Origin of the sequence: Flavobacterium urumqiense (assembly GCF_900108015.1) — a bacterium.
Taxonomy (GTDB): domain Bacteria; phylum Bacteroidota; class Bacteroidia; order Flavobacteriales; family Flavobacteriaceae; genus Flavobacterium; species Flavobacterium urumqiense.
The window spans coordinates 238,288-259,051 of record NZ_FNVP01000003.1 but is presented as its reverse complement, the minus strand read 5'-3'; the positions used below and the strand labels follow the sequence as shown (position 1 = coordinate 259,051).

Here is a 20,764-nt window from a genome sequence, read left to right as displayed (position 1 = left end):
TTCCATTTAACCTATTCAATCCTGTAATCATGACAAAAGATCTGATTATCAAAAATATTAGTGCTTTAAAAAATGGTTTCACTATCAATTATAGCATCAAAACAAAAACGGAGGCTTTTACTGAGCTCTTATTTTTTACTTTATTTGATACCAATGCCCCAATAAATAAAAGCATTGAGGAACTTGAAAAACAATTTAAAGAAATATCATCGATTGCCTGCAAAAAACCGCATTCTCAATGTGATTCTATGTGGCACAAATTTTTTGAATCCTTACCTTTAGTTCTTGAAAAACTGAATCAAGATGCTAATTATTTTTTAGAAAATGACCCTGCTTCAAATAGTATCGAAGAAGTCTATTTGACCTACCCTGGTTTTTATGCGATAGCCATATACAGATTGAGTCATGAATTGTATCTTTTGGATCTTTTATTGTTTTCAAGATTGATGAGTGAATACGCGCATCGAATTACAGGAACCGATATTCATGCTGGCGCAACTATTGCATCCCCAATCTTTATTGATCATGCCACGGGAATTGTAATTGGAGAAACCACCGTCATAGAAAAAAACGTGAAAATATATCAGGGTGTAACTCTAGGTGCCTTAAGTGTAAGTAAAGACATGAAAAACACGAAAAGACATCCCACCGTGGAGAAAAATGTTTGCATTTACGCCAATGCAACTATTTTGGGCGGAGAAACGGTGATTGGTAAAAACAGTATTATCGGTGGAAATGCATGGTTAACAAAATCAATTCCTGCAAAATCAATCGTGCTAAATACTACTACCACCGAAGTAAAAATAAAAGAGATAAAATAATATGAAACCAAAAAAACTATTAGACCTCATTGGTAATACACCTTTAGTAGAAACGGTCAATTTAGTACAAAATAAAAATGTAAAACTTTTATTGAAGTTAGAAGGAAACAATCCGGGTGGCAGCGTAAAAGACAGAGCCGCTTACAACATGATTAAATCTGCTCTGGAAAGAGGAGAAATCAAAAAAGGTGACAAACTTATAGAAGCGACAAGCGGAAATACCGGAATTGCCTTGGCGATGATAGCCCAATTATTCGATTTAGAAATTGAATTGGTGCTTCCTGATGATTCAACCAAAGAACGTACCCAAACCATGCGTGCTTACGGAGCTACCGTGATACAAACTCCAGCAAGTACAGGAATTATAGGTTCTAGAGATTATGCGGATAAAAAAGTGGCCGAAGGAGGTTATATTATGCTCAATCAATTTGCAAATGAAGACAACTGGAAAGCGCATTATAAAACGACAGGACCAGAAATATGGAATGACACTGAGGGAACAGTGACTCATTTTGTTGCTGCAATGGGGACAACAGGAACCGTAATTGGAACTTCGACTTATTTGAAAGAGAAAAATCCAACCATTCAAATCATAGGAGCACAACCAAGTGACGGCTCCCAAATTCCTGGAATCAGGAAATGGCCTCAAGAATACTTGCCGAAAATTTTTGATGCCTCAAAAGTGGATACGATTATTGAAGTGACAGAACGAGAAGCTCGTGAGATGACCAAACGTTTGGCTCTCGAAGAAGGTGTTTTTGCCGGAATGAGTAGCGGTGGTTCTGTAGCTGCAGCGATAAAAATTGCCAATACGTTAGAATCGGGGGTAATTGTTGCTATTATCTGTGATCGCGGAGATCGTTATTTATCTTCGGATTTATTTGACTAATCAATCATTGAAATAAAATAGAAAAAAGCTCGATTTAAATTAAATCGAGCCTTTTTTATATAAATCTTTATTTTTATACTAAAGTCGCAATGGTAGAAATAGCAGCGTTCAATACTTTAGAAACTGGACAGTTTTTCTCTGCTTTTGTAACTTCTTGTTGAAAAGCATCATCAGAAATCCCTTTTACCTTGGCATTAACTGTTAGATGAGAACTTACAATCGTTCCATCTACTAAATCAATATCACATTTGGTCTCAATACTTTCAATTTCAAAACCGGCTTCAGTAATATAAGCAGAAAGTTGCATCGTAAAACAGCCTGAATGCGCTGCTGCTATTAATTCTTCAGGATTTGTTCCTATCCCTTCTTCAAATCGGGATTTGAAAGAATATTGGGTGTTTTCTAAGGTTTTACTTTGTGTCGATAATTTCCCGGCTCCTTCTTTTAGTGAACCATTCCAAACTGCGGTTGCATTTCTTTTCATAATTCTATTTTTTAATTTACTCAAATTTAGTTCATTTGTCAAAAAAACACTTTCAGATAACAGATTTTTTAACTTAAATTTAAAAATTGTTTTTAAAATCATTGCATCTGAATTAGTGAAATCGAATTATAAACTGAAATGCAATCCGTTCTGTTTTTTTAGGTTTCTAAATGTGAAATCATTATGTTTGTTAGACCTAACGGGTATTAATTTATAAATATCGGAACCACATACAAATGAGAAAAACAAAATTAATTAACTGTTTACTATTTTTATTAATCTTTATGGGAGGAAAAGTAATGGCTCAGGACTGGCCCAATTTAAATCGGTACCAAAATGAAAACGATACTTTAAAACCTGTAAAAGCGGGACAGAAAAGGACTGTTTTTATGGGGGATTCCATAACCGAATTTTGGAGTACCGTTAATCCGGAATATTTTTCAGGAAAACCGTATGTTAATCGGGGGATTAGCGGACAAACTACACCACAAATGCTCCTCCGATTCAGAGCCGATGTCATTGCCTTACAACCTACTGCCGTTGTAATTCTTGCGGGAATAAATGACATAGCAGGAAACACAGGACCTATGACTATAGAAATGATTCGGGATAATATTTTCTCAATGATTGAATTAGCTAGGGCAAACCACATCGAAGTAATTCTTTGTTCCGTTTTGCCAGCTTACGACTTTCCTTGGAAACCGAACCAAGAACCAACCGCTAAAATTAGAGCACTGAACGAAATACTTCAGAATTATGCTGTCGCAAATAATATCCTATATCTCGATTATTATTCGGCAATGGTTGACGAACGAAAAGGCTTAAAATCTGATTATTCGAATGATGGCGTACATCCCAACAAAACAGGTTATCAAGTAATGGCTCCACTTGCGGATAAAGCAATTGCTTTTGCTTTACATATCAAATAAAATTAGTGTTTCATTATATGTAAGAGAGGATGGAAGGATTTTTATCACCAAACCAATTATTATTTTTAAATCATTTCAATTATGAAAACTAAATAGATTTTTATAATAGTAAATTTAATTTCAATATTTATAGTAAGTGAAATTTATAAAACTCATATCAATAAAAGATTTATTATAAATTTTATATTCAAACTAATATCTCTTACCCTATTTTGGGGAATAGTTTACAGTATTAAAAACTGTTATACAAATCCAAAGGATTGCGCTAATTTCCAATCCATATTCAAAAAAACCATAACTATTACAAACTCTTTTTTAATATTTTTTTTTAGAATAAAATTATTGACCCAATGTTTAATAAATCCAATTTTAAAGAGTGGTTTGACCGATACAAATATGCGGAATTAGCGGCTACCACTTCGGCGTTGCTAAGTTCCCAATTCAGCAGAATTCTTAGCGGTTTGACTACTGCTTACTTGATTACGTTTGCAGAGTATTTGGCATTTTATGGAATCATCATTGCGCAGTCTTATAAAAAGCTCGCTAAAAAGAACAAAGAACTCGGGCAAAAAACCACTCTAAAGGAAACGCTTTTATTGGTAAAAAATTTGCTGTTAGAATTTGGTTATCCTGCTATTTTAGATTTCTTTTTTATTCGCCCGTTTTGTATGTATTGGATACCCATCCTAACCGGAAATTATTTTTTAGGAATTATTCTTGGTAAAATCACTGCCGATTTGTGTTTTTACTTGCCTACGATAATTAACTATGAATTAATAAAGAAAAAAGACAATCCCTTTTCGTAATTGTTGCCTCAATAAATCAACTAATATTTTGTTAAAAAAAGGGTGTAAATTAAGCTTTGTATGATCAATTTACACCTTTTTATCTATCCGTTACTCATTAAAACGAGTTACAGTACTGCTTACTTTTTACCTCGTAGCAGAGCGACTATTATTATTATAAAAACCGCACCACCTAGTACCAACATCCATGGTTGTGCATACCAATCATTTTCTCCTTTATTCACATTCAAATTTACATCCACTGTTTTATCTTGTGCCCAGATAAGACTTTGAGAAAATAAAAGTATTACTAATGCTAAAGACTTTTTAAAAGTTACGCTGATATTGAATGATTGTTTCATGTTGAATCGTTTTTAGATTTATAATATAAGTTCTGATATTGCAAATATATCAACCCTAATTCAATTAAATATTACTAAATTAAACAAAAATATTACATAATTCCCATTATTTAACCTCTTAAGGTACGAATAACACCAACTATCTCTGAGGTTATTTTAAAATAAAGTATTCATTTATTTCTTCTCTAAAGTATCGCTTTATTTAAAATGAAAATAAGGATTTGAGAGAGCAACCCCAATGCAATATATCGCTGGAAGCCTCCAAACTAAAAATTGTTCTCTCTAGAAAGATCAAATTATTATTACGAATCAACTGCCCCCGATTATAGCGAAAAACCCGTAGTTTCGAAAGGTTTGGAACTCTTGCCGGTAAAGAGCGACTAACAGAAGCTCCTTTACGGGCTTAGTGTTCCTGCTTATGGAACTGCGGGTTTGCAGCGGAAAGCGGGATTGGGCCCAAATAAAAATCAATGCTTTTTGAAAATATTTCACAATTTGAATTTATAAAACCATTCAAACGCTTATTTTTGCGCTATGGCAAAGAAAAATACAGACAAAGTTGTCTTTCATCAAATAAAAGTCCTTGATGCTGGTGCAAAAGGTGTTTCGGTAGCAAAGGCGCCCGATGGTAAAGTGGTTTTCATCCCGAATGTCGTTCCCGGCGATGTGGTTGATGTGCAAACGTTCAAGAAACGCAAGGCATATTATGAAGGAAAAGCAATTCATTTTCACGAATATTCTGAGCATCGTGTAGAACCTATTTGCGAACATTTTGGTGTTTGTGGAGGTTGTAAATGGCAGAATATGAAATACAGCCAACAGTTGTATTACAAGCAAAATGAGGTAAAAAACCATTTGCAACGCATAGGAAAAGTGGAACTTCCAGAATTTGAACCGATTTTAGGTTCGGAAAAACAGTTTTTCTACAGAAATAAAATGGAATTTTCGTTTTCGAACAGCCGTTGGTTGACCGAAAAAGAAATTGACAGCACAGAAGATTTAGGAAACAGAAACGCACTTGGTTTTCACATTCCAAAAATGTGGGACAAAATATTAGACATCAACAAATGTCATTTACAGGAAGATCCTTCAAATGCGATTAGAAACGAAGTTCGTGCTTTTGCTAATGAGCATGGTTTAACTTTCTTTAATCCGAGAGCGCACGAAGGTTTACTTAGAACATTGATGTTGCGTACGGCTTCGACTGGTGAAATCATGGTTTTGATTCAGTTTTTTGAAAACGATAAAGCCAACAGAGAATTACTTTTAGATCATATTTACGAAAAATTCCCTCATATTACTTCGCTACAATATGTTATCAATAGTAAAGCCAACGATACTTTATACGATACCGATATTAAATTATACAAAGGAAGAGATTACATTCTGGAAGAGATGGAAGGTTTGAAATTTAGCATTAATGCGAAATCTTTTTACCAAACCAACTCTGATCAAGCATACGAATTATATAAAATAACGAGAGATTTTGCTGGTTTAACTGGAAACGAAGTTGTTTATGACTTGTATACCGGAACAGGAACTATTGCGCAGTTTGTTTCTAAAAATGCCAAAAAAGTAATTGGTGTTGAAAGTGTTCCTGAAGCAATTAAAGACGCCAAATTGAATGCAGAACGCAATGAAATCACCAATTGCGAGTTCTTTGTAGGAGATATGAAAGTCGTTTTTAACGATAGTTTCATCGCTCAACACGGTCATCCTGACGTGATTATTACTGATCCACCAAGAGACGGAATGCACAAAGACGTAATTGAACAAATTATGAAAATTGCTCCTGAAAAAGTGGTTTATGTAAGCTGTAATTCTGCTACTCAAGCGCGTGATTTGGCTTTGATGGATGAGAAATATAAAGTAACTCGTGTGCGTCCTGTGGATATGTTCCCGCAAACACATCACGTGGAAAATGTTGTACTTTTGGAAAGAAGATAATTGATTTTTAATTTCAGATTAATGAATGCTGATTTTTGATTTTATAATTCTAAAATCAGCATTTTTTAATTGACATCTTATTCAAAACATAATTTATGAGAAAAATATATTTATTGATATTAGCTTTAGCGTTATTTTTCTCCAGTTGTGAGAAAGACGATATTTGTGATGCCAATACCGCTACAACACCAAGACTGGTCATTCAGTTTTATGATTTTGCAAATCCTTCCGTTTTAAAAAATGTAACTAATCTTAAAGTCGTTGGCGCAGGAATGACAGATGGAATTATTTTTAATCCAACTGCAACCGGTGATTCAAAATACCTGACTAACGGAAATACCGTTTCAATTCCTTTAAAAACGAACGATATTACCGCTAGTTACACCTTTACATTGAATTCTGGAAATTCGAATCCGGCATTAATCAATGTAGACAACATACAGTTTGATTACACCAAAAAAGATATTTTTGTATCCAGAGCTTGCGGTTTTAAGACGATTTTTACCTTAAACCCAACAAATCCTTATAAACATACCATTGCCGCCGATAAATGGATAAAATATATCTCGGTTGAAAAAAGTAATATAGAAAACGAAAATGAAACACACATTAAAATATTTTTTTAGTTTTTGCCTCGTTTTGTCCATTTCTTTGGCAAAAGCACAAGATACGAGCCCAAAAGGCGAACTGATGAAGCAATCTACTCCTAAAACGGATGGCGTAATTCCTAAAAACCCTGAATCTTTTAAAAAAGTTGATTTAACAGTAAAAGAGAAGGATTCCATTATTATTGTTCCTGTTAAAACGGATCGTTATGGTGTGCGCGTTGGCGTTGATTTATATAAATTGACAAGAGCTTTATATGACAAGGATTATAAAGGAATTGAATTTGTTGGAGATTACCGCTTGACAAAAAAATACTTTTTAGCTGCCGAACTCGGAAATGAAAATAAAACTACCGATGATACCCGATTGAATTCAACGACAAAGGGCTCCTATTTAAAAGCGGGTTTTGACTACAATGCCTATCAAAACTGGCTGAATATGGAAAATATAATTTCCGTTGGAATGCGATATGGTTTTAGCACTTTTAGCCAACAATTAAATTCCTACAAAATTTACAATGCCAATCCTTATTTTGGTGAAGTGCCCCCAATTCCTTCAGGGCAAAAATTCAATGGATTAACAGCCAGCTGGATTGAAGTGGTAGCTGGAGTAAAAGCGAAAGTCTTTGATAATGTATTTGTCGGCTTTAGTCTTCAATTGAAACGATTAGTGAGTAACAAACAGCCTAATAATTTCGAAAACTTATATATTCCAGGATTTAACAGAACTTACAATGGTGATTTTGGAGTTGGTTTCAATTATACGGTTACGTATTTTGTTCCTATTTACAAGAAGAAAGTAAAACCTGTAGAAGTTTCTAAAAAATCGGATAAGAAAAAGTAAGATAAAAAGAAATACAAATTTCACTGAATAAAAATATCGCAAGGAAAACTGTTTTCCTTGCGATATTTTTTTATACTTACTTAAGACTAAAGACCTACCCTATTTCCTTAATTCCCTTTATAAAAATCCATTTCATAAATAATTTCTCTCCGTCTTTGGTTTTTACGGCTTGGAATTTCGGTGCTAAAATTGTTCCAATTACAAAAGCAGTAAATGGAATCCAAAAACCGGTTAACATTGTATATCGGTCCATTACATATCGAAAGGATATAAAAAATATTGCAAAAGAGCCTAATTGATATAAAAAGGCACGTACTTGTAATTTGGTCATACTAAATGCTGAGTTACGAATTATTTCTTTTAATCTGAAGCTGCTAACTTATTCTGCTATCTCATCCTTAGTAACACTTTCTGAATTTTCAGAACTGTCATCCGTAACTTGAAACTTCGTTCTCTTACTTCCTTCATACATTTCGTATTTCACTAATCTAGCTTCTAAACTCGCGTTAAAAAGTTTAATTTTTCTGGAAGGTTTTAATCCAACGTATTTCAGAGCTTCAAGATTTGCTGTGATGAACCAAGCATTTGTACCAGGATAATTTTTCTTTAAAGTATCGCCAATGCTTTTGTAAAATTCTTCCATATGGATATCCAAACGCTCATCATAAGGCGGATTAAAAACCATATGCAACTTTCCTTGAGATGTTTTTTCGGTATCAAAAAAGTTCTTTTCATCGATGGTGATGTACTCATCAAGATTAGCATTTTTGATATTGTCTTTGGCTTTTTGAACCGCACTTGGTGCTTTATCGTAGCCTTTTATAGTGTAATGAAACTCTCTAACTCTTTTCAATAAGCTGTCCGAAATACTATCAAATAAATCATTGTCCCAATCGTTCCATTTTTCGAAAGCAAATTCTTTACGGTTAATGTTTGCTGGAATATTACATGCGATCATAGCTGCTTCAGCCAGAAAAGTTCCAGAACCACACATTGGATCCAAGAAATCACCTTGACCGTCCCAACCCGAAAGCAACAAGATTCCTGCTGCCAAAACTTCATTTATAGGAGCAATATTCGTCGCCGTTCTATAACCACGTTGATGCAATGAGTTTCCAGAAGTATCTAATGCAACCGAAACCTGATCTTTATCAATATGGATATTAATTCTCAAATCAGGGAAAACTTTATCAATACTGGGACGTTGCCCGGTTCTTTCTCGAAATTGATCTACAATCGCATCTTTACACTTTTGAGAAACAAATTCTGAGTGATTAAAATATTCCGAGTGTACCGTTGCGTCAATCACAAAAGTCTGATTGGCGTTTAGCAATTTAGACCAGTTCACTCCCGAAATGCCTTTGTATAAAGCCTGTTCGTTATTAGCCTTGAAAAAATAAATAGGTTTTAAGATTTTCAAAGCCGTGCGCAAAGCTAAATTCGCTTTATACATAAACCCTTTATCCCCTTTAAAACTTACCATTCTCACACCTTGTTCAACGTTTTGCGCGCCCAACATCTGCAATTCTTTCGCTAATATTTCTTCAAAACCAAAAAAGGTTTTGGCAACCATTTTAAAATTATTTTCCATTGTAAAATCAAGTATTCGTTGCAAAAATACACTAAATTTGCCTGAATCGAATTAATTGAAAAAGAATAAATGTCTGCAGCACAAAATCCACCAACTGAAAATCAAGTGAAATCAAGTAAAAACTGGTACACGTCATGGTTTGACACCCCGTATTATCACATTCTTTATAAAGAAAGGAATTATAGAGAAGCTCAGGTTTTTATGGATAATATTACCCATTACCTCAATCTTCCTGAAAAAGCAAAAGTACTGGATTTAGCTTGTGGTAAAGGCCGCCATTCTATTTATTTGAACCAATTAGGATTTGATGTTTTAGGTGCTGACCTCTCTGAAAACAGCATTGAAGAAGCTTCTAAAAACACCAATGAAACGCTACATTTCAAAGTTCATGACATGCGTGAACCTTTTGAAGAAAAATACGATGCCATTTTCAATTTATTTACCAGCTTTGGCTATTTTGAGAATGACGAGGACAATCTTACCACATTACAAGCCATCAAAGAAAGCCTTTCGGAATATGGTTTTGCCGTGATTGATTTTATGAATGTTGCTCATGTACTCGAAACCTTAGTTCCCGAAGAAACAAAAACAGTTGATGAAATCGAATTTCACATCAAACGTTATCTAAAAGACGGTCATATTTATAAAGAAATTAACTTTGAAGACAAAGGGCAAAAATTTCATTTTACCGAAAAAGTAAAAGCCTTGACACTTCCTGATTTTGAACAGTTAATGGAAGAAGCGGGAATTTATTTATTGGATATTTTTGGAGATTACAAATTAAAAAAATTCCATAAAACAGATAGTGAACGCCTAATCATGATTTTTAAATAGTTATTAGGTTAGTCGGTTAACTGTTTATAGGGTTAATCGAAAATATAAATAAACCTTGAAACAGATTAACGGTTAAACGAATAAACAAATAAACGGTTAAGCAAAAAACATGAATTATCTTTTACCTTTACTTTCGGTATTACTAGGGTACGGTATTGCTTTGGTTTTGAAGCCAAACGACAAAACCAATCTGAAATTATTATTAGCCTTCAGCGGTTCGTTTTTGCTTTCATTGACGGTGATGCACCTGTTACCGGAAGTTTATGAAAGTAAAAATGGCAACACCGGCCTTTTTATTATGTTGGGAATTTTATTCCAAATCATACTGGAATTTTTCTCCAAAGGTGCAGAACACGGGCATGTTCACGGACACGCGAACATGAATCATATTCCATGGCTTTTATTTATCAGCCTTTGCGTTCATGCCTTTTTAGAAGGATTTCCCGTAAGCCATCATCATGATTTAGCCTTAGGAATTGCTATCCATCATTTACCAATTGCCATTATTCTTACAACATTTTTCAGTAATGCAAGTCTAAGCAATAAGGCGATTTTTATCTTTATGGTTACCTTTGCAATTATGACACCATTTGGGACCTTTTTATCGGGTTCTTTACCGGTTTTAAATGAATATTATGACGAAATAACGGCTGTTGTAATTGGAATATTATTCCATATATCATCCACCATCATTTTCGAAAGTAGTGAAGGACACAAATTCAATATCGCTAAAGTTTCTATGATCGTAATAGGAATTGCCTTGGCGTATTTTATATAATTAAACAATTTGGGCGTGACCGCAAGGGTCGGGCTATTCGCTGCAATCTTTTTTCATTCCGCTACCGCTTCATGATAAAAAGGATTTCCGCTGCTATCCCTCACGCGAAAAAAAATATTGTACGGACAACTCGCGAGCTGTCCCTTCAAAAAAAATAAAAAAATGACCTTTACAAAAACCACTGAACAATCTTCAAAATACCAACATTTAGAAAAAATGTCGGTTCAAGAATTGTTATCTAATATCAATGCGGAAGACAAGACCGTTCCGCTTGCCGTAGAAAAAGCGTTGTCGCAAATAGTACTTTTAGTGACTGAACTCGTTGCTAAAATGAAATTAGGTGGTCGATTATTCTACATTGGCGCAGGAACTTCGGGCCGTTTAGGAATTCTTGATGCATCGGAATGTCCGCCAACCTTTGGCGTTCCTTTCGATTTAGTAATTGGGATTGTTGCCGGTGGCGATGCCGCCATTCGCAGAGCCGTAGAAAATGCCGAAGACAATGCTACTCAGGCCTGGATTGATTTGAAAGCTTTCAGTATCAATGAAAATGATGTTGTTATAGGAATTGCTGCTTCGGGAACAACACCATATGTGATTGGAGGATTACAAACTTGCAACGAAAATAATATAACTACAGGAAGTATTTCTTGCAATGCAGGAAGCCCGCTTTCCCAAACCGCAAAATTTCCAATCGAAGTAGTTGTAGGACCTGAATTTGTAACAGGAAGCTCCCGAATGAAAGCAGGAACAGCCCAAAAATTAGTTCTGAATATGATTTCAACAGCCACCATGATTCAACTCGGAAAAGTGAAAGGAAATAAAATGGTCGACATGCAATTGAGTAACAGCAAACTGGTCGATCGAGGAGTGAAAATGATTATGGGAGAAATTCCTGTTTCCTACGAACAAGCTGCCGAATTATTAAAAAATCACGGAAGCGTTAGAAAAGCAGTTGATCATTACGCTGCTAAGTAAATCACTTTTATTTAATTTTACAAAAAAAACTTAACCTTAAACAATTATATGAAATCAAAAATCCTGCTTCTTGCATTTTTACTCTTTTCAGCAGTATCATTTTCTCAACAACTTACTTTGAAATCAGGGGGAAAAATATATGATTCCAACAACCAAAAACTTTCAAACTCAGCTGTAAAAGAATTGCTTGCTTCGCAACCCAAACTGCTTGAACAATACCAACAAGGAAGAACAAAAGCAGCAGTAGGCGGATTTCTTTTGGGATTTGGAATAGGAATGCTAGGTTCTGATTTGGTTACAGGATTAACACAGGATAAAACCTATCCTACAACATTAACGTACATTGGTTTGGCGTCTACACTTATATCTATTCCAGTAATAATTGGTCATTCAAAAAAAATAAAGAAGGCAATTGATGGATATAATGAAGCAATGTTAATTAATAAATCCGGTTATAATTTCGAAAAAATTAATGTTATCACCAATCAAAACGGAATTGGTATGCGAATCTCTTTTTAAATAAATGGCAACCAACAAAGAACTATTATCCAAAGGAATCAAATATTTAGCGGGAGCTTTGCCCCTACTATTTATTGGTCCATCATTGATTTATAATGCGTTCATGAATGAACAAAATGCGTGGCATTATTTGGTTTTAGCAATCGGAATCATTGCTTGTCTTGCTGCAATGTTTCTGATGTATTTAGGATTAAAAACAATTATGAAAAGCTTATTTAACGACTAATGGAAGATCTCATTCACATTCAAAAAACATTTGAAAAAATTATTTATATCGGCAAGAAAATAAGTTATAGAGAATTTGAGGATTGTATTTTCAAGAATTGTGATTTTTCCAATAGTGATTTTTCCAATAACACTTTTATGGATTGCGAGTTCATCGATTGTAATTTGGCCATGACTAGTTTAACAGGAACAAGCCTAAAAACGGTTAATTTTAAAAATTGTAAATTGCTGGGTATTCAATTTGAAAAATGCGATGATTTCTTGTTTAATGTAAATTTTCGGGAATGCGTTTTGGATTATTCGTCGTTTAAGAATAAAAAAATGTCAAAGACAAAATTCAATTCCTGTTCTATGAAAGAAGTCAATTTTACAGGCGTTACGCTTTCGAATTCGGTTTTTGAAAATTGCAATTTAGACAATGCTATTTTTAATGAAACCCAACTCAAGGAAGTTGATTTTACAACCGCATACAATTTTAAAATTGATCCTGAATTCAATCCCATGAAAAAAGCGAAGTTTTCTGCACAAGGAATTATTGGACTTCTGGACAAATATGACATTAAAATCATCTAATCGTGGAAATCAATAATCAATATCTCGAAAGTGTAAAAAAGCAATTTCTCTATTATAAAACTTTGGGAGAAAAAGCAATGGAGCAATTAAAACCGCAACAACTTTTTACTGCTTTAAATGAGGATACCAACAGCATTGCTACGATTGTAAAACATCTTTCCGGCAATATGTTGTCGCGATGGACTGATTTTTTGACTACAGATGGCGAAAAAGAATGGCGCAACCGAGATGCAGAATTCGAAAATGATTTGCAGTCAAAAGAAGAAGTTTTGGCACTTTGGAATAAGGCCTGGGAATGTTTGTTTACTGCTTTAAACGGATTGCAACCCGAGCAACTTTCTCAGATTATATATATTAGAAATGAAGGACATTCTGTTATAGAAGCCATCAACAGACAATTGGCCCATTATTCGTATCATGTTGGACAAATTGTTTTTTATGCGAAGCAATTAAAAAAAAGCGATTGGGAAAGTTTGTCGATTCCAAAAAATAGATCCAACAGTTATAATGCTGATAAATTTTCTCAAGAAAAAAGTATCAAAAATTTTACTGATGAAGAATTAAAACGATTAAAATAACTATTATAAACTAGCCCTGATAGAAGTGAAAATCCTTTTTTGAGGAACGAAAAAAAGATTGAAACGCATAGCAGGAAATAGCTCCAAAAAAAAATGAAAAAAATAATACTTCTCCTCCCACTATTTCTACTACTATCATGTTATAATGTGGAGCGCAACTGCGCAGCATTTAAAACTGGGAAATTCAAATTTGAATACAAAGTAAATGGTATCAAAAAAACAACTTTTTTTGAACGCAATGAAAGCATTGAAATCGAAACTTTTGAAGGTAAAACAGATACTGCTTCGATACGATGGGTAAATGATTGCGAATATATTTTGCGCAAAATACATCCTAAAAATAAAGCAGAAGAAAAAGCAATCGACATGAAAATTTTGACAACATCAAAAAATTCTTATACCTTTGAATTTGGAATGGTCGGTTTAGATACTAAACAAAAAGGAACGGTTACGAAGATTTCAGATTAATCTTTTCAGATTTCAGATTCATAATTCTTAAATAAATAAAATGGAAGTATTTTTAAATCCCGATGCATGGGTCGCCTTGTTAACATTGACTTTCCTAGAAATTGTATTGGGAATCGACAACATCATTTTTATATCCATAGCCACAGGAAAATTACCCGTTGAACAACGAAAAAAAGCAACGAAAGTGGGAATGTTTCTTGCCATGTTTATGAGAATTGGACTTTTATTTGGTATTAATCTTTTAATTCAAATGAAAGAACCTTGGTTTCATATTGATTTCAGTTGGTTTTCAGCTGGAGTTACAGGTCAAAGCCTTATTTTACTTGGTGGTGGGTTATTCTTGATTTACAAGAGTACGAATGAGATTAGGGAGAAAGTCGACGAAAAAGGGCATGAAGAAAAAGAATTAGGAAATGCGGCAACAAAATCATTTCAAAACGTGTTGCTACAAATTATTATGATTGATTTAGTTTTCTCTTTTGACAGTATTCTTACTGCGGTGGGGATGACGAACGGAGTAGAAGGTGCTATTTATATAATGATAACTGCAGTTGTCATTTCTGTGTTAATAATGATGCAATTTGCTGTACCTGTTGGTAATTTTGTAAATAAACATCCATCTATTCAAATATTGGGCTTATCCTTTTTGATCTTAATTGGGTTTATGTTGCTTACGGAGAGTGCTCATTTATCGAATGCTTTAATCTTTGGAAACCACGTTACACCCGTACCAAAAGGCTATTTATATTTTGCCATCTCCTTCTCTCTTTTAGTTGAAGTGTTGAATATGAAAATGACAAATAAGAAAAAATAAACATAAAAAAAACTTCCGCTATAGTATAGCGGAAGTTTTTTTTTATTCTAAAGTTAATGTTATTTGACCATCATCTTCCAGTTGAACATCAGAATCATCAGGATCTATATCCCCTTTAACTTCTAATTCTTCCGGAATAATCTCTTCTGGAATTTCATAAGGCAAAGGTTCTAAAAGATTTACTTGTTTCAATTTATCAGTTGTCAATTGATTTCCTAGAGCCTTAAATCCTTTTATAGCAATATAGGATTCTATATCGATAGTCATATTCTCTTTTTGAACTCCTTTAACTTTTGTAAAAATTAATTCAGCAACCGGACGGTAATCTGTTGATACAATTTCCAGTTGCGAGTTGGGATGTTCGGTGACAAAACTTTCCTCTTTATTTTCGGTTTCTACTAAGAAGCGTTTTACGTAATAGCGCTCTTTTTCTCCATCATAATAAATCGCTGATATTGGTTTTTTAGGAACCCATTTTTCCAAAACGACCATGTCTTCATCAAAATGTGTAGCTAATTCTGGTGTAATCACTTTCAGCTTTCCAGTTTGTGAAATAATTAGTATTTTATCATTCGGTCTGAACTCGCCTAATAACTCTCCTCGTCCGTCTACGTTTAATCGTTTAACAGTATCATCAAACCAAACTTTTCTAGGTAATAAAGTTGAAATACCTTTTTCTTTCAATTCGATTTTTTTGATAGGATATTTGGTTACCAAATTTCCTTTGGAAGCACGACCTTTAATAGCTAAACTAGCAAAATCAATATCAAATTTCAGTTTTTTGACACTTCCTACCTGACGTAACATAATCGTGATAACCTCTGCTTCCCCATTTGCATTACAAGAAAAATACAATACTTGTGAACCTGCTGTTTCATTGGTTAAATCATACGCTTTATCTCTAGTTACACCAGAAACATTGAACCTTTTTATGTACGAAGGTCCTGATTTTCCATCACGATAAATCATATTATAAATCGTTCTTTTATCACTTTTGTCAAAAATAGCAATGTGAATAATATCTTTACCCACAAAAGTTTTGGCATCCACTTTTGTAATCATCATTTTTCCGTCACGAAGAAACACGATCACATCATCAATATCAGAACAATCCGTAACATATTCGTCTTTTTTCAAACTTGTACCAACGAAACCTTCTTCCTTATTTACGTATAGTTTAGTATTTCTTAAAACAACTTTAGTCGCTTCGATATCATCAAAAATTCGAAGCTCTGTTTGGCGTTCTCTTCCTTTACCGTACTTCTCCTTTAACTTGGTAAAATAAGCAATTGCAAAATCTATAAGATGTTCTAAATTGTGTTTTACCTGTTCGATATCACCCTCAAGCGCTTCAATTTTATCTTGCGCTTTATTACTGTCAAACTTAGAAATACGCATGATTCGAATATCCAACAAACGCAGAATATCCTCTTCAGTAACCGCTCTTTTTAAGTGTTTTGTATGTGGTTTCAAACCATCATCAACAGCTTTAATTACCGTTTCTCTGGTCGTCATTTCTTCAATATCACGATAGATTTTGTTTTCGATAAAAATACGTTCCAAAGAAAGAAAATGCCATTGTTCCTCTAATTCAGTTAACTGTATCTCCAGTTCGCTTTTCAAAAGTTGGACAGTTCTGTTTGTTGAAATTTTCAACATATCAGAAACCCCGATAAATAACGGTTTATTGTCTTCAATTACACAGCCTAATGGCGCTACCGAAGTTTCACAGGCAGTAAAAGCAAATAATGCATCTATGGTTTTATCTGGTGAAACACCCGGAAAAAGATGGATTAAAATCTCAACTTCAGCGGCAGTATTGTCCTCAATTTTCTTGATTTTGATTTTCCCTTTATCATTGGCTTTCAAAATACTGTCAATCAAAGTCGTAGTATTGGTTGAAAATGGAATTTGGGTAATCACTAAAGTATTTTTGTCCAGTTGTGCAATTTTGGCACGCACACGCACACGCCCGCCACGCAATCCATCATTATAATTAGACACATCAGCAATACCTTGTGTCAAGAAATCAGGATATAAGGTAAATGGTTTTCCTTTCAGAATTTTTATTGACGAATCAATTAACTCATTGAAATTATGAGGTAACACTTTCGTCGAAAGACCAACGGCAATCCCTTCTGCACCAGAAGCTAACAATAATGGGAATTTTACAGGCAGGTTATTGGGTTCTGCACGACGACCATCATAAGAAACGCCCCAATCCGTAATTTTTGGAGAATATAAAACCTCCAAGGCAAATTTTGACAAGCGTGCTTCGATATAACGAGAAGCCGCAGCTCCATCTCCCGTTAGGATATTTCCCCAGTTTCCCTGACAGTCAATCAGTAATTCTTTCTGACCAATTTGTACCATCGCATCACCAATACTTTGATCTCCGTGAGGATGATACTGCATGGTGTGTCCTACAACATTGGCTACTTTATTATAACGACCGTCATCCAATTCCTTTAAAGAGTGCATGATACGACGTTGAACCGGTTTAAAACCATCTTCAATCGCAGGAACTGCACGCTCCAGAATTACATAGGAAGCATAATCCAGAAACCAATCTTTATACATTCCCGTGACTTTGGTGATGGTATCGTTTCCGTCTTCTTGATTATCGTAAAAATGCTGGCCTCCCGTAGAAATTATATCTTCAAAAGCATCATCTCCAACTGTATTTTCTTCTTCTTGACCTTCTGGTAATATGTTATCTTCTTCTTCGTCTTTCATTATCTTGATTCCGAAATTAATTGTATTAAATCTTCTCTGCTTGGCAGAATTGTTTCGTATTTGCTAGCAAAAATTTGCTCATTATTTTCTGGTAAAGTATATTTTACAACCAAATCACTTTTGTTTTGGCAAAGAACAATTCCTATTGTTTTATTTTCGTCTTCCAAACGCATTTCTCTTTCTCGACTTAAAGCCAATCGAGTATAAAGAACTGAATTATATTGTCGTTTTAATTCCCGAACACTCCAATTGTATTTTTCGGACTCTATTTCATAAAAACGTCTTTCTCTCTCATCGTCAATTCGCATTAAGAAAACATAATGTGTCCAAGTCAATTTAAAAAATGAAATCAGCGACTCCTCTTTTTGATTTTCAGAAACTCTAGTCAGTGACTGTGAAATTGAATTTTTAGAAATCCGCAACAGTGTATCGGATTTCTCAAGATTCAATTTCGTCATCAGTGATGACGAAATTGAATATGTTTTATAAAATTTTCTCATTCGATCAAGATTTTCTACAGAAAACCCTTTTCCAAACTCAATAGTCAACTTTTCAGAAAGTCCTTTTAATAGTTGTTTTCCGTATTCAGCTCGTTCTTTTCCGCTTTGTTCTTCTTCAACAATCATTCTTCCTATTTCAAAATAAGTATAAACCATTGTTGAATTTACGGTGCGTAAAACCTGTTGACGGGCATTTTGCAATAGCGCGACTACTTGAGCGAATAATGCTTTATTTTGAAGATTATCTGAAACTATATTTTCTTCGTCTTTCATTAAATATATTCTATTGAACAGTAATCAATTCTAATTTTGTTTTAAAAATTCTAGAAAGAATATTTCTCATTACAAACATGCTCTTTTTTTGCAGCCTCAAACCCATTTTTATCCAACTCTTTTTTTACGACTTTGTCACATTCTTTGTGATCATTACTACTTACAATAAAAAAGGTAGCTAAAAAACTAATCACGAATAATACAGCGATAAAAATCAGTGTGTTTTTTGTAGGCATTTTATAACGATTTAAACTTTCTCCATTACATCCAAATCTACCTTCAAATTCTTAATGATAAACTCTTGTCGGTCCGGAGTGTTTTTACCCATATAAAAAGACAACAATTGCTCAATCGAAGTGTTTTTATCCATCATAATCGGATCTAAACGAATAGTTTCTCCAATGAAATTTTTGAATTCATCTGGAGAAATTTCTCCCAATCCTTTAAATCGAGTGATTTCCGGTTTTGGTTTTAATTTTTCGATTGCCGCTTTTCTTTCCTCATCAGAATAGCAGTATATTGTTTCTTTCTTATTACGAACCCTAAAGAGTGGCGTTTGCAAAATGTATAAATGTCCTTCTTTTATTAATTCAGGAAAAAACTGAAGAAAGAACGTAATTAATAACAATCGAATGTGCATTCCATCGACATCGGCATCGGTTGCAATTACGATGTTGTTGTACCGCAATTTTTCTAAACCATCCTCAATATCCAGTGCCGCTTGCAATAAATTGAATTCTTCATTTTCATAAACAATTTTCTTACTCATTCCGTAGGAATTCAAAGGCTTCCCACGTAAACTGAAAACGGCCTGCGTATTTACATCCCGTGATTTAGTAATGGATCCAGAAGCCGAATCTCCCTCGGTGATAAAAAGGGTGCTTTCCAGATTTTTTGGATTTTTTGTATCTGGAAGATGGGCGCGGCAATCTCTTAATTTCTTGTTGTGTAGATTCGCTTTTTTGGCACGATCTGTTGCTAATTTTCGAATACCTGATAATTCTTTACGCTCTCTTTCGGCTTGAAGAATTTTTCGCAATAATGCTTCTGCAGTTGGAGGATTCTTATGTAAATAATTATCTAATTTCGTTTTTACAAAATCATTTATAAAAGTACGCACAGATGGCATCCCGGGTTCAGAACCCATATCTGTTGAACCTAATTTAGTTTTGGTTTGTGATTCAAAAACTGGCTCCATTACTTTGATACTTATCGCCGTAACAATCGATTTTCGAACATCTGAAGCTTCGAAACTTTTATTATAAAACTCTCTAATGGTTTTTACAATTGCTTCACGATACGCCGCTAAATGCGTTCCTCCTTGCGTTGTGTTTTGTCCGTTTACGAAGGAATGATATTCTTCGCTGTACTGTGTCTTGCTGTGAGTTAACGCAATTTCGATATCCTCTCCTTTCAAATGAATGATTGGATATTCCAAATCATCAGCATGAATGGTTTCTTCCAATAAATCTTTCAGACCATTTTCAGAAAAATATTTTTCGCCATTAAATAAAATAGTTAAACCATTGTTTAAGTAACAATAATTTTTAAGCATTTTTATTACATATTCATATCTGAATTTGTAATTTTTAAAAATCGCTTCGTCGGGTATAAAAGTAACTTTAGTACCTTTTCTCTTCGTCGTTTCAATAATATCCTCTTCGAGAACTAAGTTTCCTGCAGAAAATTCAGCTGCTTTTTGTTTTTCGTCTCGAACAGATTCTACGCGAAAATAATTAGACAAAGCATTTACCGCTTTTGTCCCTACTCCATTTAAACCAACGGATTTCTTAAATGCCAAGGAATCGTATTTTCCTCCGGTATTCATTTTAGAAACGACATCAATAACCTTTCCCAATGGAATTCCACGACCGTAATCTCTAACTGTAACGGTTTTATCCTTAATAGTTACCTCGATAGTTTTTCCAGCACCCATGACAAATTCATCGATACAGTTGTCGAGAACTTCTTTTAAAAGAATATAAATACCATCATCTGACGAAGAACCATCTCCCAATTTCCCGATGTACATTCCGGGACGCATGCGAATATGTTCTTTCCAGTCGAGTGACCGTATATTATCTTCGGTATATTGATTTTGTTCGGACATTATAAAATTTGTGGATTTTGTGCTAATGTAGTGTAATTCGACAAAATTTAAAATAGGGAGATGCCAAAGTTATTAAGAATAATATTGACATTTGTAAATTGAAAAATTTAAAGGTTGAAAA

General features: G+C 34.1%; 24 protein-coding genes. 16 read left to right on the top strand and 8 right to left on the bottom strand.

What is annotated here, in order from left to right:
- Positions 1-29 precede the first annotated feature (29 nt).
- Both epsC and cysM read left to right on the top strand, forming a co-directional pair.
- On the top strand, positions 30-821 hold the full coding sequence (gene epsC, locus C4S35_RS06140; RefSeq protein WP_103999338.1) for a serine O-acetyltransferase EpsC: 792 nt from the start codon (positions 30-32) through the stop codon (positions 819-821).
- A 1-nt stretch (position 822) separates the two neighbouring features.
- Positions 823-1,710, top strand: coding sequence for a cysteine synthase CysM (cysM, locus tag C4S35_RS06135; protein ID WP_103999337.1), 888 nt, complete (start codon positions 823-825; stop codon positions 1,708-1,710).
- A 73-nt stretch (positions 1,711-1,783) separates the two neighbouring features.
- On the opposite strand, the gene C4S35_RS06130 is transcribed toward cysM, so the two are convergent.
- Entirely contained in the window at positions 1,784-2,194 is a 411-nt protein-coding gene (locus C4S35_RS06130) for an OsmC family protein (RefSeq protein WP_103999396.1), read from the bottom strand.
- A gap of 236 nt (positions 2,195-2,430) precedes the next feature.
- Here C4S35_RS06130 and C4S35_RS06125 point away from each other — a divergent pair, with 236 nt between their 5' ends.
- Together C4S35_RS06125 and C4S35_RS06120 are read left to right on the top strand one after the other, a co-directional pair.
- The gene (locus C4S35_RS06125; RefSeq protein ID WP_103999336.1) at positions 2,431-3,123 is read left to right on the top strand and encodes an SGNH/GDSL hydrolase family protein; all 693 of its coding nucleotides are present in this window, start codon (positions 2,431-2,433) and stop codon (positions 3,121-3,123) included.
- 350 nt (positions 3,124-3,473) lie between these two features.
- The gene (locus C4S35_RS06120) at positions 3,474-3,929 is read left to right on the top strand and encodes a hypothetical protein (RefSeq protein ID WP_103999335.1); all 456 of its coding nucleotides are present in this window, start codon (positions 3,474-3,476) and stop codon (positions 3,927-3,929) included.
- Positions 3,930-4,048: 119 nt separating this feature from the next.
- Here C4S35_RS06120 and C4S35_RS06115 read toward each other — a convergent pair whose 3' ends face one another.
- Positions 4,049-4,270, bottom strand: coding sequence for a hypothetical protein (locus C4S35_RS06115; RefSeq protein ID WP_103999334.1), 222 nt, complete (start codon positions 4,268-4,270; stop codon positions 4,049-4,051).
- Positions 4,271-4,804: 534 nt separating this feature from the next.
- Between C4S35_RS06115 and rlmD the strand changes: the two genes are divergently transcribed.
- The 3 genes from rlmD to C4S35_RS06100 all read left to right on the top strand — a co-directional run bounded on the left by rlmD (position 4,805) and on the right by C4S35_RS06100 (position 7,666).
- Positions 4,805-6,217 carry a 23S rRNA (uracil(1939)-C(5))-methyltransferase RlmD gene (gene rlmD, locus C4S35_RS06110; protein WP_103999333.1) on the top strand — a complete coding sequence of 471 codons (1,413 nt, stop codon included), beginning with the start codon at positions 4,805-4,807 and terminating at the stop codon, positions 6,215-6,217.
- Positions 6,218-6,312: 95 nt separating this feature from the next.
- A complete protein-coding gene (locus C4S35_RS06105) occupies positions 6,313-6,843 on the top strand; it encodes a DUF6452 family protein (protein ID WP_103999332.1) in 531 nt (176 codons plus the stop codon).
- Positions 6,815-7,666 (top strand): DUF6048 family protein, encoded by an 852-nt coding sequence (locus tag C4S35_RS06100; protein ID WP_103999331.1) that lies wholly within the window; start codon positions 6,815-6,817, stop codon positions 7,664-7,666. Before C4S35_RS06105 ends, C4S35_RS06100 begins: the two co-directional genes overlap by 29 nt.
- Positions 7,667-7,760: 94 nt before the next feature.
- Here C4S35_RS06100 and C4S35_RS06095 read toward each other — a convergent pair whose 3' ends face one another.
- On the bottom strand, positions 7,761-7,997 hold the full coding sequence (locus C4S35_RS06095) for a hypothetical protein (RefSeq protein WP_103999330.1): 237 nt from the start codon (positions 7,995-7,997) through the stop codon (positions 7,761-7,763).
- Between the two features lie 48 nt (positions 7,998-8,045).
- Positions 8,046-9,257, bottom strand: coding sequence for a THUMP domain-containing class I SAM-dependent RNA methyltransferase (locus C4S35_RS06090; protein WP_103999329.1), 1,212 nt, complete (start codon positions 9,255-9,257; stop codon positions 8,046-8,048).
- A 69-nt stretch (positions 9,258-9,326) separates the two neighbouring features.
- Here C4S35_RS06090 and C4S35_RS06085 point away from each other — a divergent pair, with 69 nt between their 5' ends.
- From C4S35_RS06085 to C4S35_RS06045, 9 genes are all read left to right on the top strand, one after another.
- The gene (locus C4S35_RS06085) at positions 9,327-10,091 is read left to right on the top strand and encodes a class I SAM-dependent methyltransferase (RefSeq protein WP_103999328.1); all 765 of its coding nucleotides are present in this window, start codon (positions 9,327-9,329) and stop codon (positions 10,089-10,091) included.
- 109 nt (positions 10,092-10,200) lie between these two features.
- Positions 10,201-10,869 carry a ZIP family metal transporter gene (locus C4S35_RS06080; protein ID WP_103999327.1) on the top strand — a complete coding sequence of 223 codons (669 nt, stop codon included), beginning with the start codon at positions 10,201-10,203 and terminating at the stop codon, positions 10,867-10,869.
- Between the two features lie 162 nt (positions 10,870-11,031).
- A complete protein-coding gene (gene murQ / locus C4S35_RS06075; RefSeq protein ID WP_103999326.1) occupies positions 11,032-11,847 on the top strand; it encodes an N-acetylmuramic acid 6-phosphate etherase in 816 nt (271 codons plus the stop codon).
- Between the two features lie 48 nt (positions 11,848-11,895).
- Positions 11,896-12,366 (top strand): hypothetical protein, encoded by a 471-nt coding sequence (locus C4S35_RS06070; protein ID WP_103999325.1) that lies wholly within the window; start codon positions 11,896-11,898, stop codon positions 12,364-12,366.
- Positions 12,367-12,370: 4 nt separating this feature from the next.
- Complete coding sequence (locus tag C4S35_RS06065; RefSeq protein WP_103999324.1) at positions 12,371-12,592, top strand: DUF6095 family protein; 222 nt, start codon at positions 12,371-12,373, stop codon at positions 12,590-12,592.
- The gene (locus C4S35_RS06060) at positions 12,592-13,164 is read left to right on the top strand and encodes a pentapeptide repeat-containing protein (protein WP_103999323.1); all 573 of its coding nucleotides are present in this window, start codon (positions 12,592-12,594) and stop codon (positions 13,162-13,164) included. Before C4S35_RS06065 ends, C4S35_RS06060 begins: the two co-directional genes overlap by 1 nt.
- Before the next feature lie 2 nt (positions 13,165-13,166).
- Positions 13,167-13,742 (top strand): DUF1572 domain-containing protein, encoded by a 576-nt coding sequence (locus C4S35_RS06055; protein WP_103999322.1) that lies wholly within the window; start codon positions 13,167-13,169, stop codon positions 13,740-13,742.
- Positions 13,743-13,835: 93 nt separating this feature from the next.
- Positions 13,836-14,210, top strand: a complete 375-nt coding sequence (locus C4S35_RS06050) for a DNA topoisomerase IV (RefSeq protein WP_103999321.1) — start codon at positions 13,836-13,838, stop codon at positions 14,208-14,210.
- 40 nt (positions 14,211-14,250) lie between these two features.
- Positions 14,251-15,024: a TerC family protein gene (locus tag C4S35_RS06045; protein ID WP_103999320.1), complete on the top strand. Its 774-nt coding sequence runs from the start codon at positions 14,251-14,253 to the stop codon at positions 15,022-15,024.
- Positions 15,025-15,066: 42 nt separating this feature from the next.
- On the opposite strand, the gene C4S35_RS06040 is transcribed toward C4S35_RS06045, so the two are convergent.
- From C4S35_RS06040 to C4S35_RS06025, 4 genes are read right to left on the bottom strand one after another with little or no spacing between them, the layout of a single operon-like run.
- Positions 15,067-17,760 (bottom strand): DNA gyrase/topoisomerase IV subunit A, encoded by a 2,694-nt coding sequence (locus tag C4S35_RS06040; RefSeq protein WP_103999319.1) that lies wholly within the window; start codon positions 17,758-17,760, stop codon positions 15,067-15,069.
- Positions 17,760-18,533, bottom strand: coding sequence for a PDDEXK nuclease domain-containing protein (locus C4S35_RS06035; RefSeq protein WP_103999318.1), 774 nt, complete (start codon positions 18,531-18,533; stop codon positions 17,760-17,762). The genes C4S35_RS06040 and C4S35_RS06035 overlap by 1 nt, the downstream gene beginning before the upstream one ends.
- A 50-nt stretch (positions 18,534-18,583) precedes the next feature.
- Positions 18,584-18,769 (bottom strand): hypothetical protein, encoded by a 186-nt coding sequence (locus C4S35_RS06030; protein WP_103999317.1) that lies wholly within the window; start codon positions 18,767-18,769, stop codon positions 18,584-18,586.
- An 11-nt stretch (positions 18,770-18,780) separates the two neighbouring features.
- A complete protein-coding gene (locus C4S35_RS06025) occupies positions 18,781-20,643 on the bottom strand; it encodes a DNA topoisomerase IV subunit B (RefSeq protein ID WP_103999316.1) in 1,863 nt (620 codons plus the stop codon).
- Positions 20,644-20,764: the final 121 nt, after the last annotated feature.

Excerpts from the sequence above, each read along its gene's own strand:
- C4S35_RS06025 (WP_103999316.1), bottom strand. The coding sequence starts at position 20,643 with ATGTCCGAACAAAATCAATATACCGAAGATAATATACGGTCACTCGAC.
- epsC (WP_103999338.1), top strand. The coding sequence starts at position 30 with ATGACAAAAGATCTGATTATCAAAAATATTAGTGCTTTAAAAAATGGT.
- C4S35_RS06045 (WP_103999320.1), top strand. The coding sequence starts at position 14,251 with ATGGAAGTATTTTTAAATCCCGATGCATGGGTCGCCTTGTTAACATTG.
- C4S35_RS06080 (WP_103999327.1), top strand. The coding sequence starts at position 10,201 with ATGAATTATCTTTTACCTTTACTTTCGGTATTACTAGGGTACGGTATT.
- C4S35_RS06085 (WP_103999328.1), top strand. The coding sequence starts at position 9,327 with ATGTCTGCAGCACAAAATCCACCAACTGAAAATCAAGTGAAATCAAGT.
- murQ (WP_103999326.1), top strand. The coding sequence starts at position 11,032 with ATGACCTTTACAAAAACCACTGAACAATCTTCAAAATACCAACATTTA.
- C4S35_RS06050 (WP_103999321.1), top strand. The coding sequence starts at position 13,836 with ATGAAAAAAATAATACTTCTCCTCCCACTATTTCTACTACTATCATGT.
- C4S35_RS06070 (WP_103999325.1), top strand. The coding sequence starts at position 11,896 with ATGAAATCAAAAATCCTGCTTCTTGCATTTTTACTCTTTTCAGCAGTA.
- cysM (WP_103999337.1), top strand. The coding sequence starts at position 823 with ATGAAACCAAAAAAACTATTAGACCTCATTGGTAATACACCTTTAGTA.
- C4S35_RS06095 (WP_103999330.1), bottom strand. The coding sequence starts at position 7,997 with ATGACCAAATTACAAGTACGTGCCTTTTTATATCAATTAGGCTCTTTT.
- C4S35_RS06090 (WP_103999329.1), bottom strand. The coding sequence starts at position 9,257 with ATGGAAAATAATTTTAAAATGGTTGCCAAAACCTTTTTTGGTTTTGAA.
- rlmD (WP_103999333.1), top strand. The coding sequence starts at position 4,805 with ATGGCAAAGAAAAATACAGACAAAGTTGTCTTTCATCAAATAAAAGTC.
- C4S35_RS06115 (WP_103999334.1), bottom strand. The coding sequence starts at position 4,270 with ATGAAACAATCATTCAATATCAGCGTAACTTTTAAAAAGTCTTTAGCA.
- C4S35_RS06105 (WP_103999332.1), top strand. The coding sequence starts at position 6,313 with ATGAGAAAAATATATTTATTGATATTAGCTTTAGCGTTATTTTTCTCC.
- C4S35_RS06040 (WP_103999319.1), bottom strand. The coding sequence starts at position 17,760 with ATGAAAGACGAAGAAGAAGATAACATATTACCAGAAGGTCAAGAAGAA.
- C4S35_RS06065 (WP_103999324.1), top strand. The coding sequence starts at position 12,371 with ATGGCAACCAACAAAGAACTATTATCCAAAGGAATCAAATATTTAGCG.
- C4S35_RS06125 (WP_103999336.1), top strand. The coding sequence starts at position 2,431 with ATGAGAAAAACAAAATTAATTAACTGTTTACTATTTTTATTAATCTTT.
- C4S35_RS06100 (WP_103999331.1), top strand. The coding sequence starts at position 6,815 with ATGAAACACACATTAAAATATTTTTTTAGTTTTTGCCTCGTTTTGTCC.
- C4S35_RS06030 (WP_103999317.1), bottom strand. The coding sequence starts at position 18,769 with ATGCCTACAAAAAACACACTGATTTTTATCGCTGTATTATTCGTGATT.
- C4S35_RS06130 (WP_103999396.1), bottom strand. The coding sequence starts at position 2,194 with ATGAAAAGAAATGCAACCGCAGTTTGGAATGGTTCACTAAAAGAAGGA.
- C4S35_RS06035 (WP_103999318.1), bottom strand. The coding sequence starts at position 18,533 with ATGAAAGACGAAGAAAATATAGTTTCAGATAATCTTCAAAATAAAGCA.
- C4S35_RS06120 (WP_103999335.1), top strand. The coding sequence starts at position 3,474 with ATGTTTAATAAATCCAATTTTAAAGAGTGGTTTGACCGATACAAATAT.
- C4S35_RS06060 (WP_103999323.1), top strand. The coding sequence starts at position 12,592 with ATGGAAGATCTCATTCACATTCAAAAAACATTTGAAAAAATTATTTAT.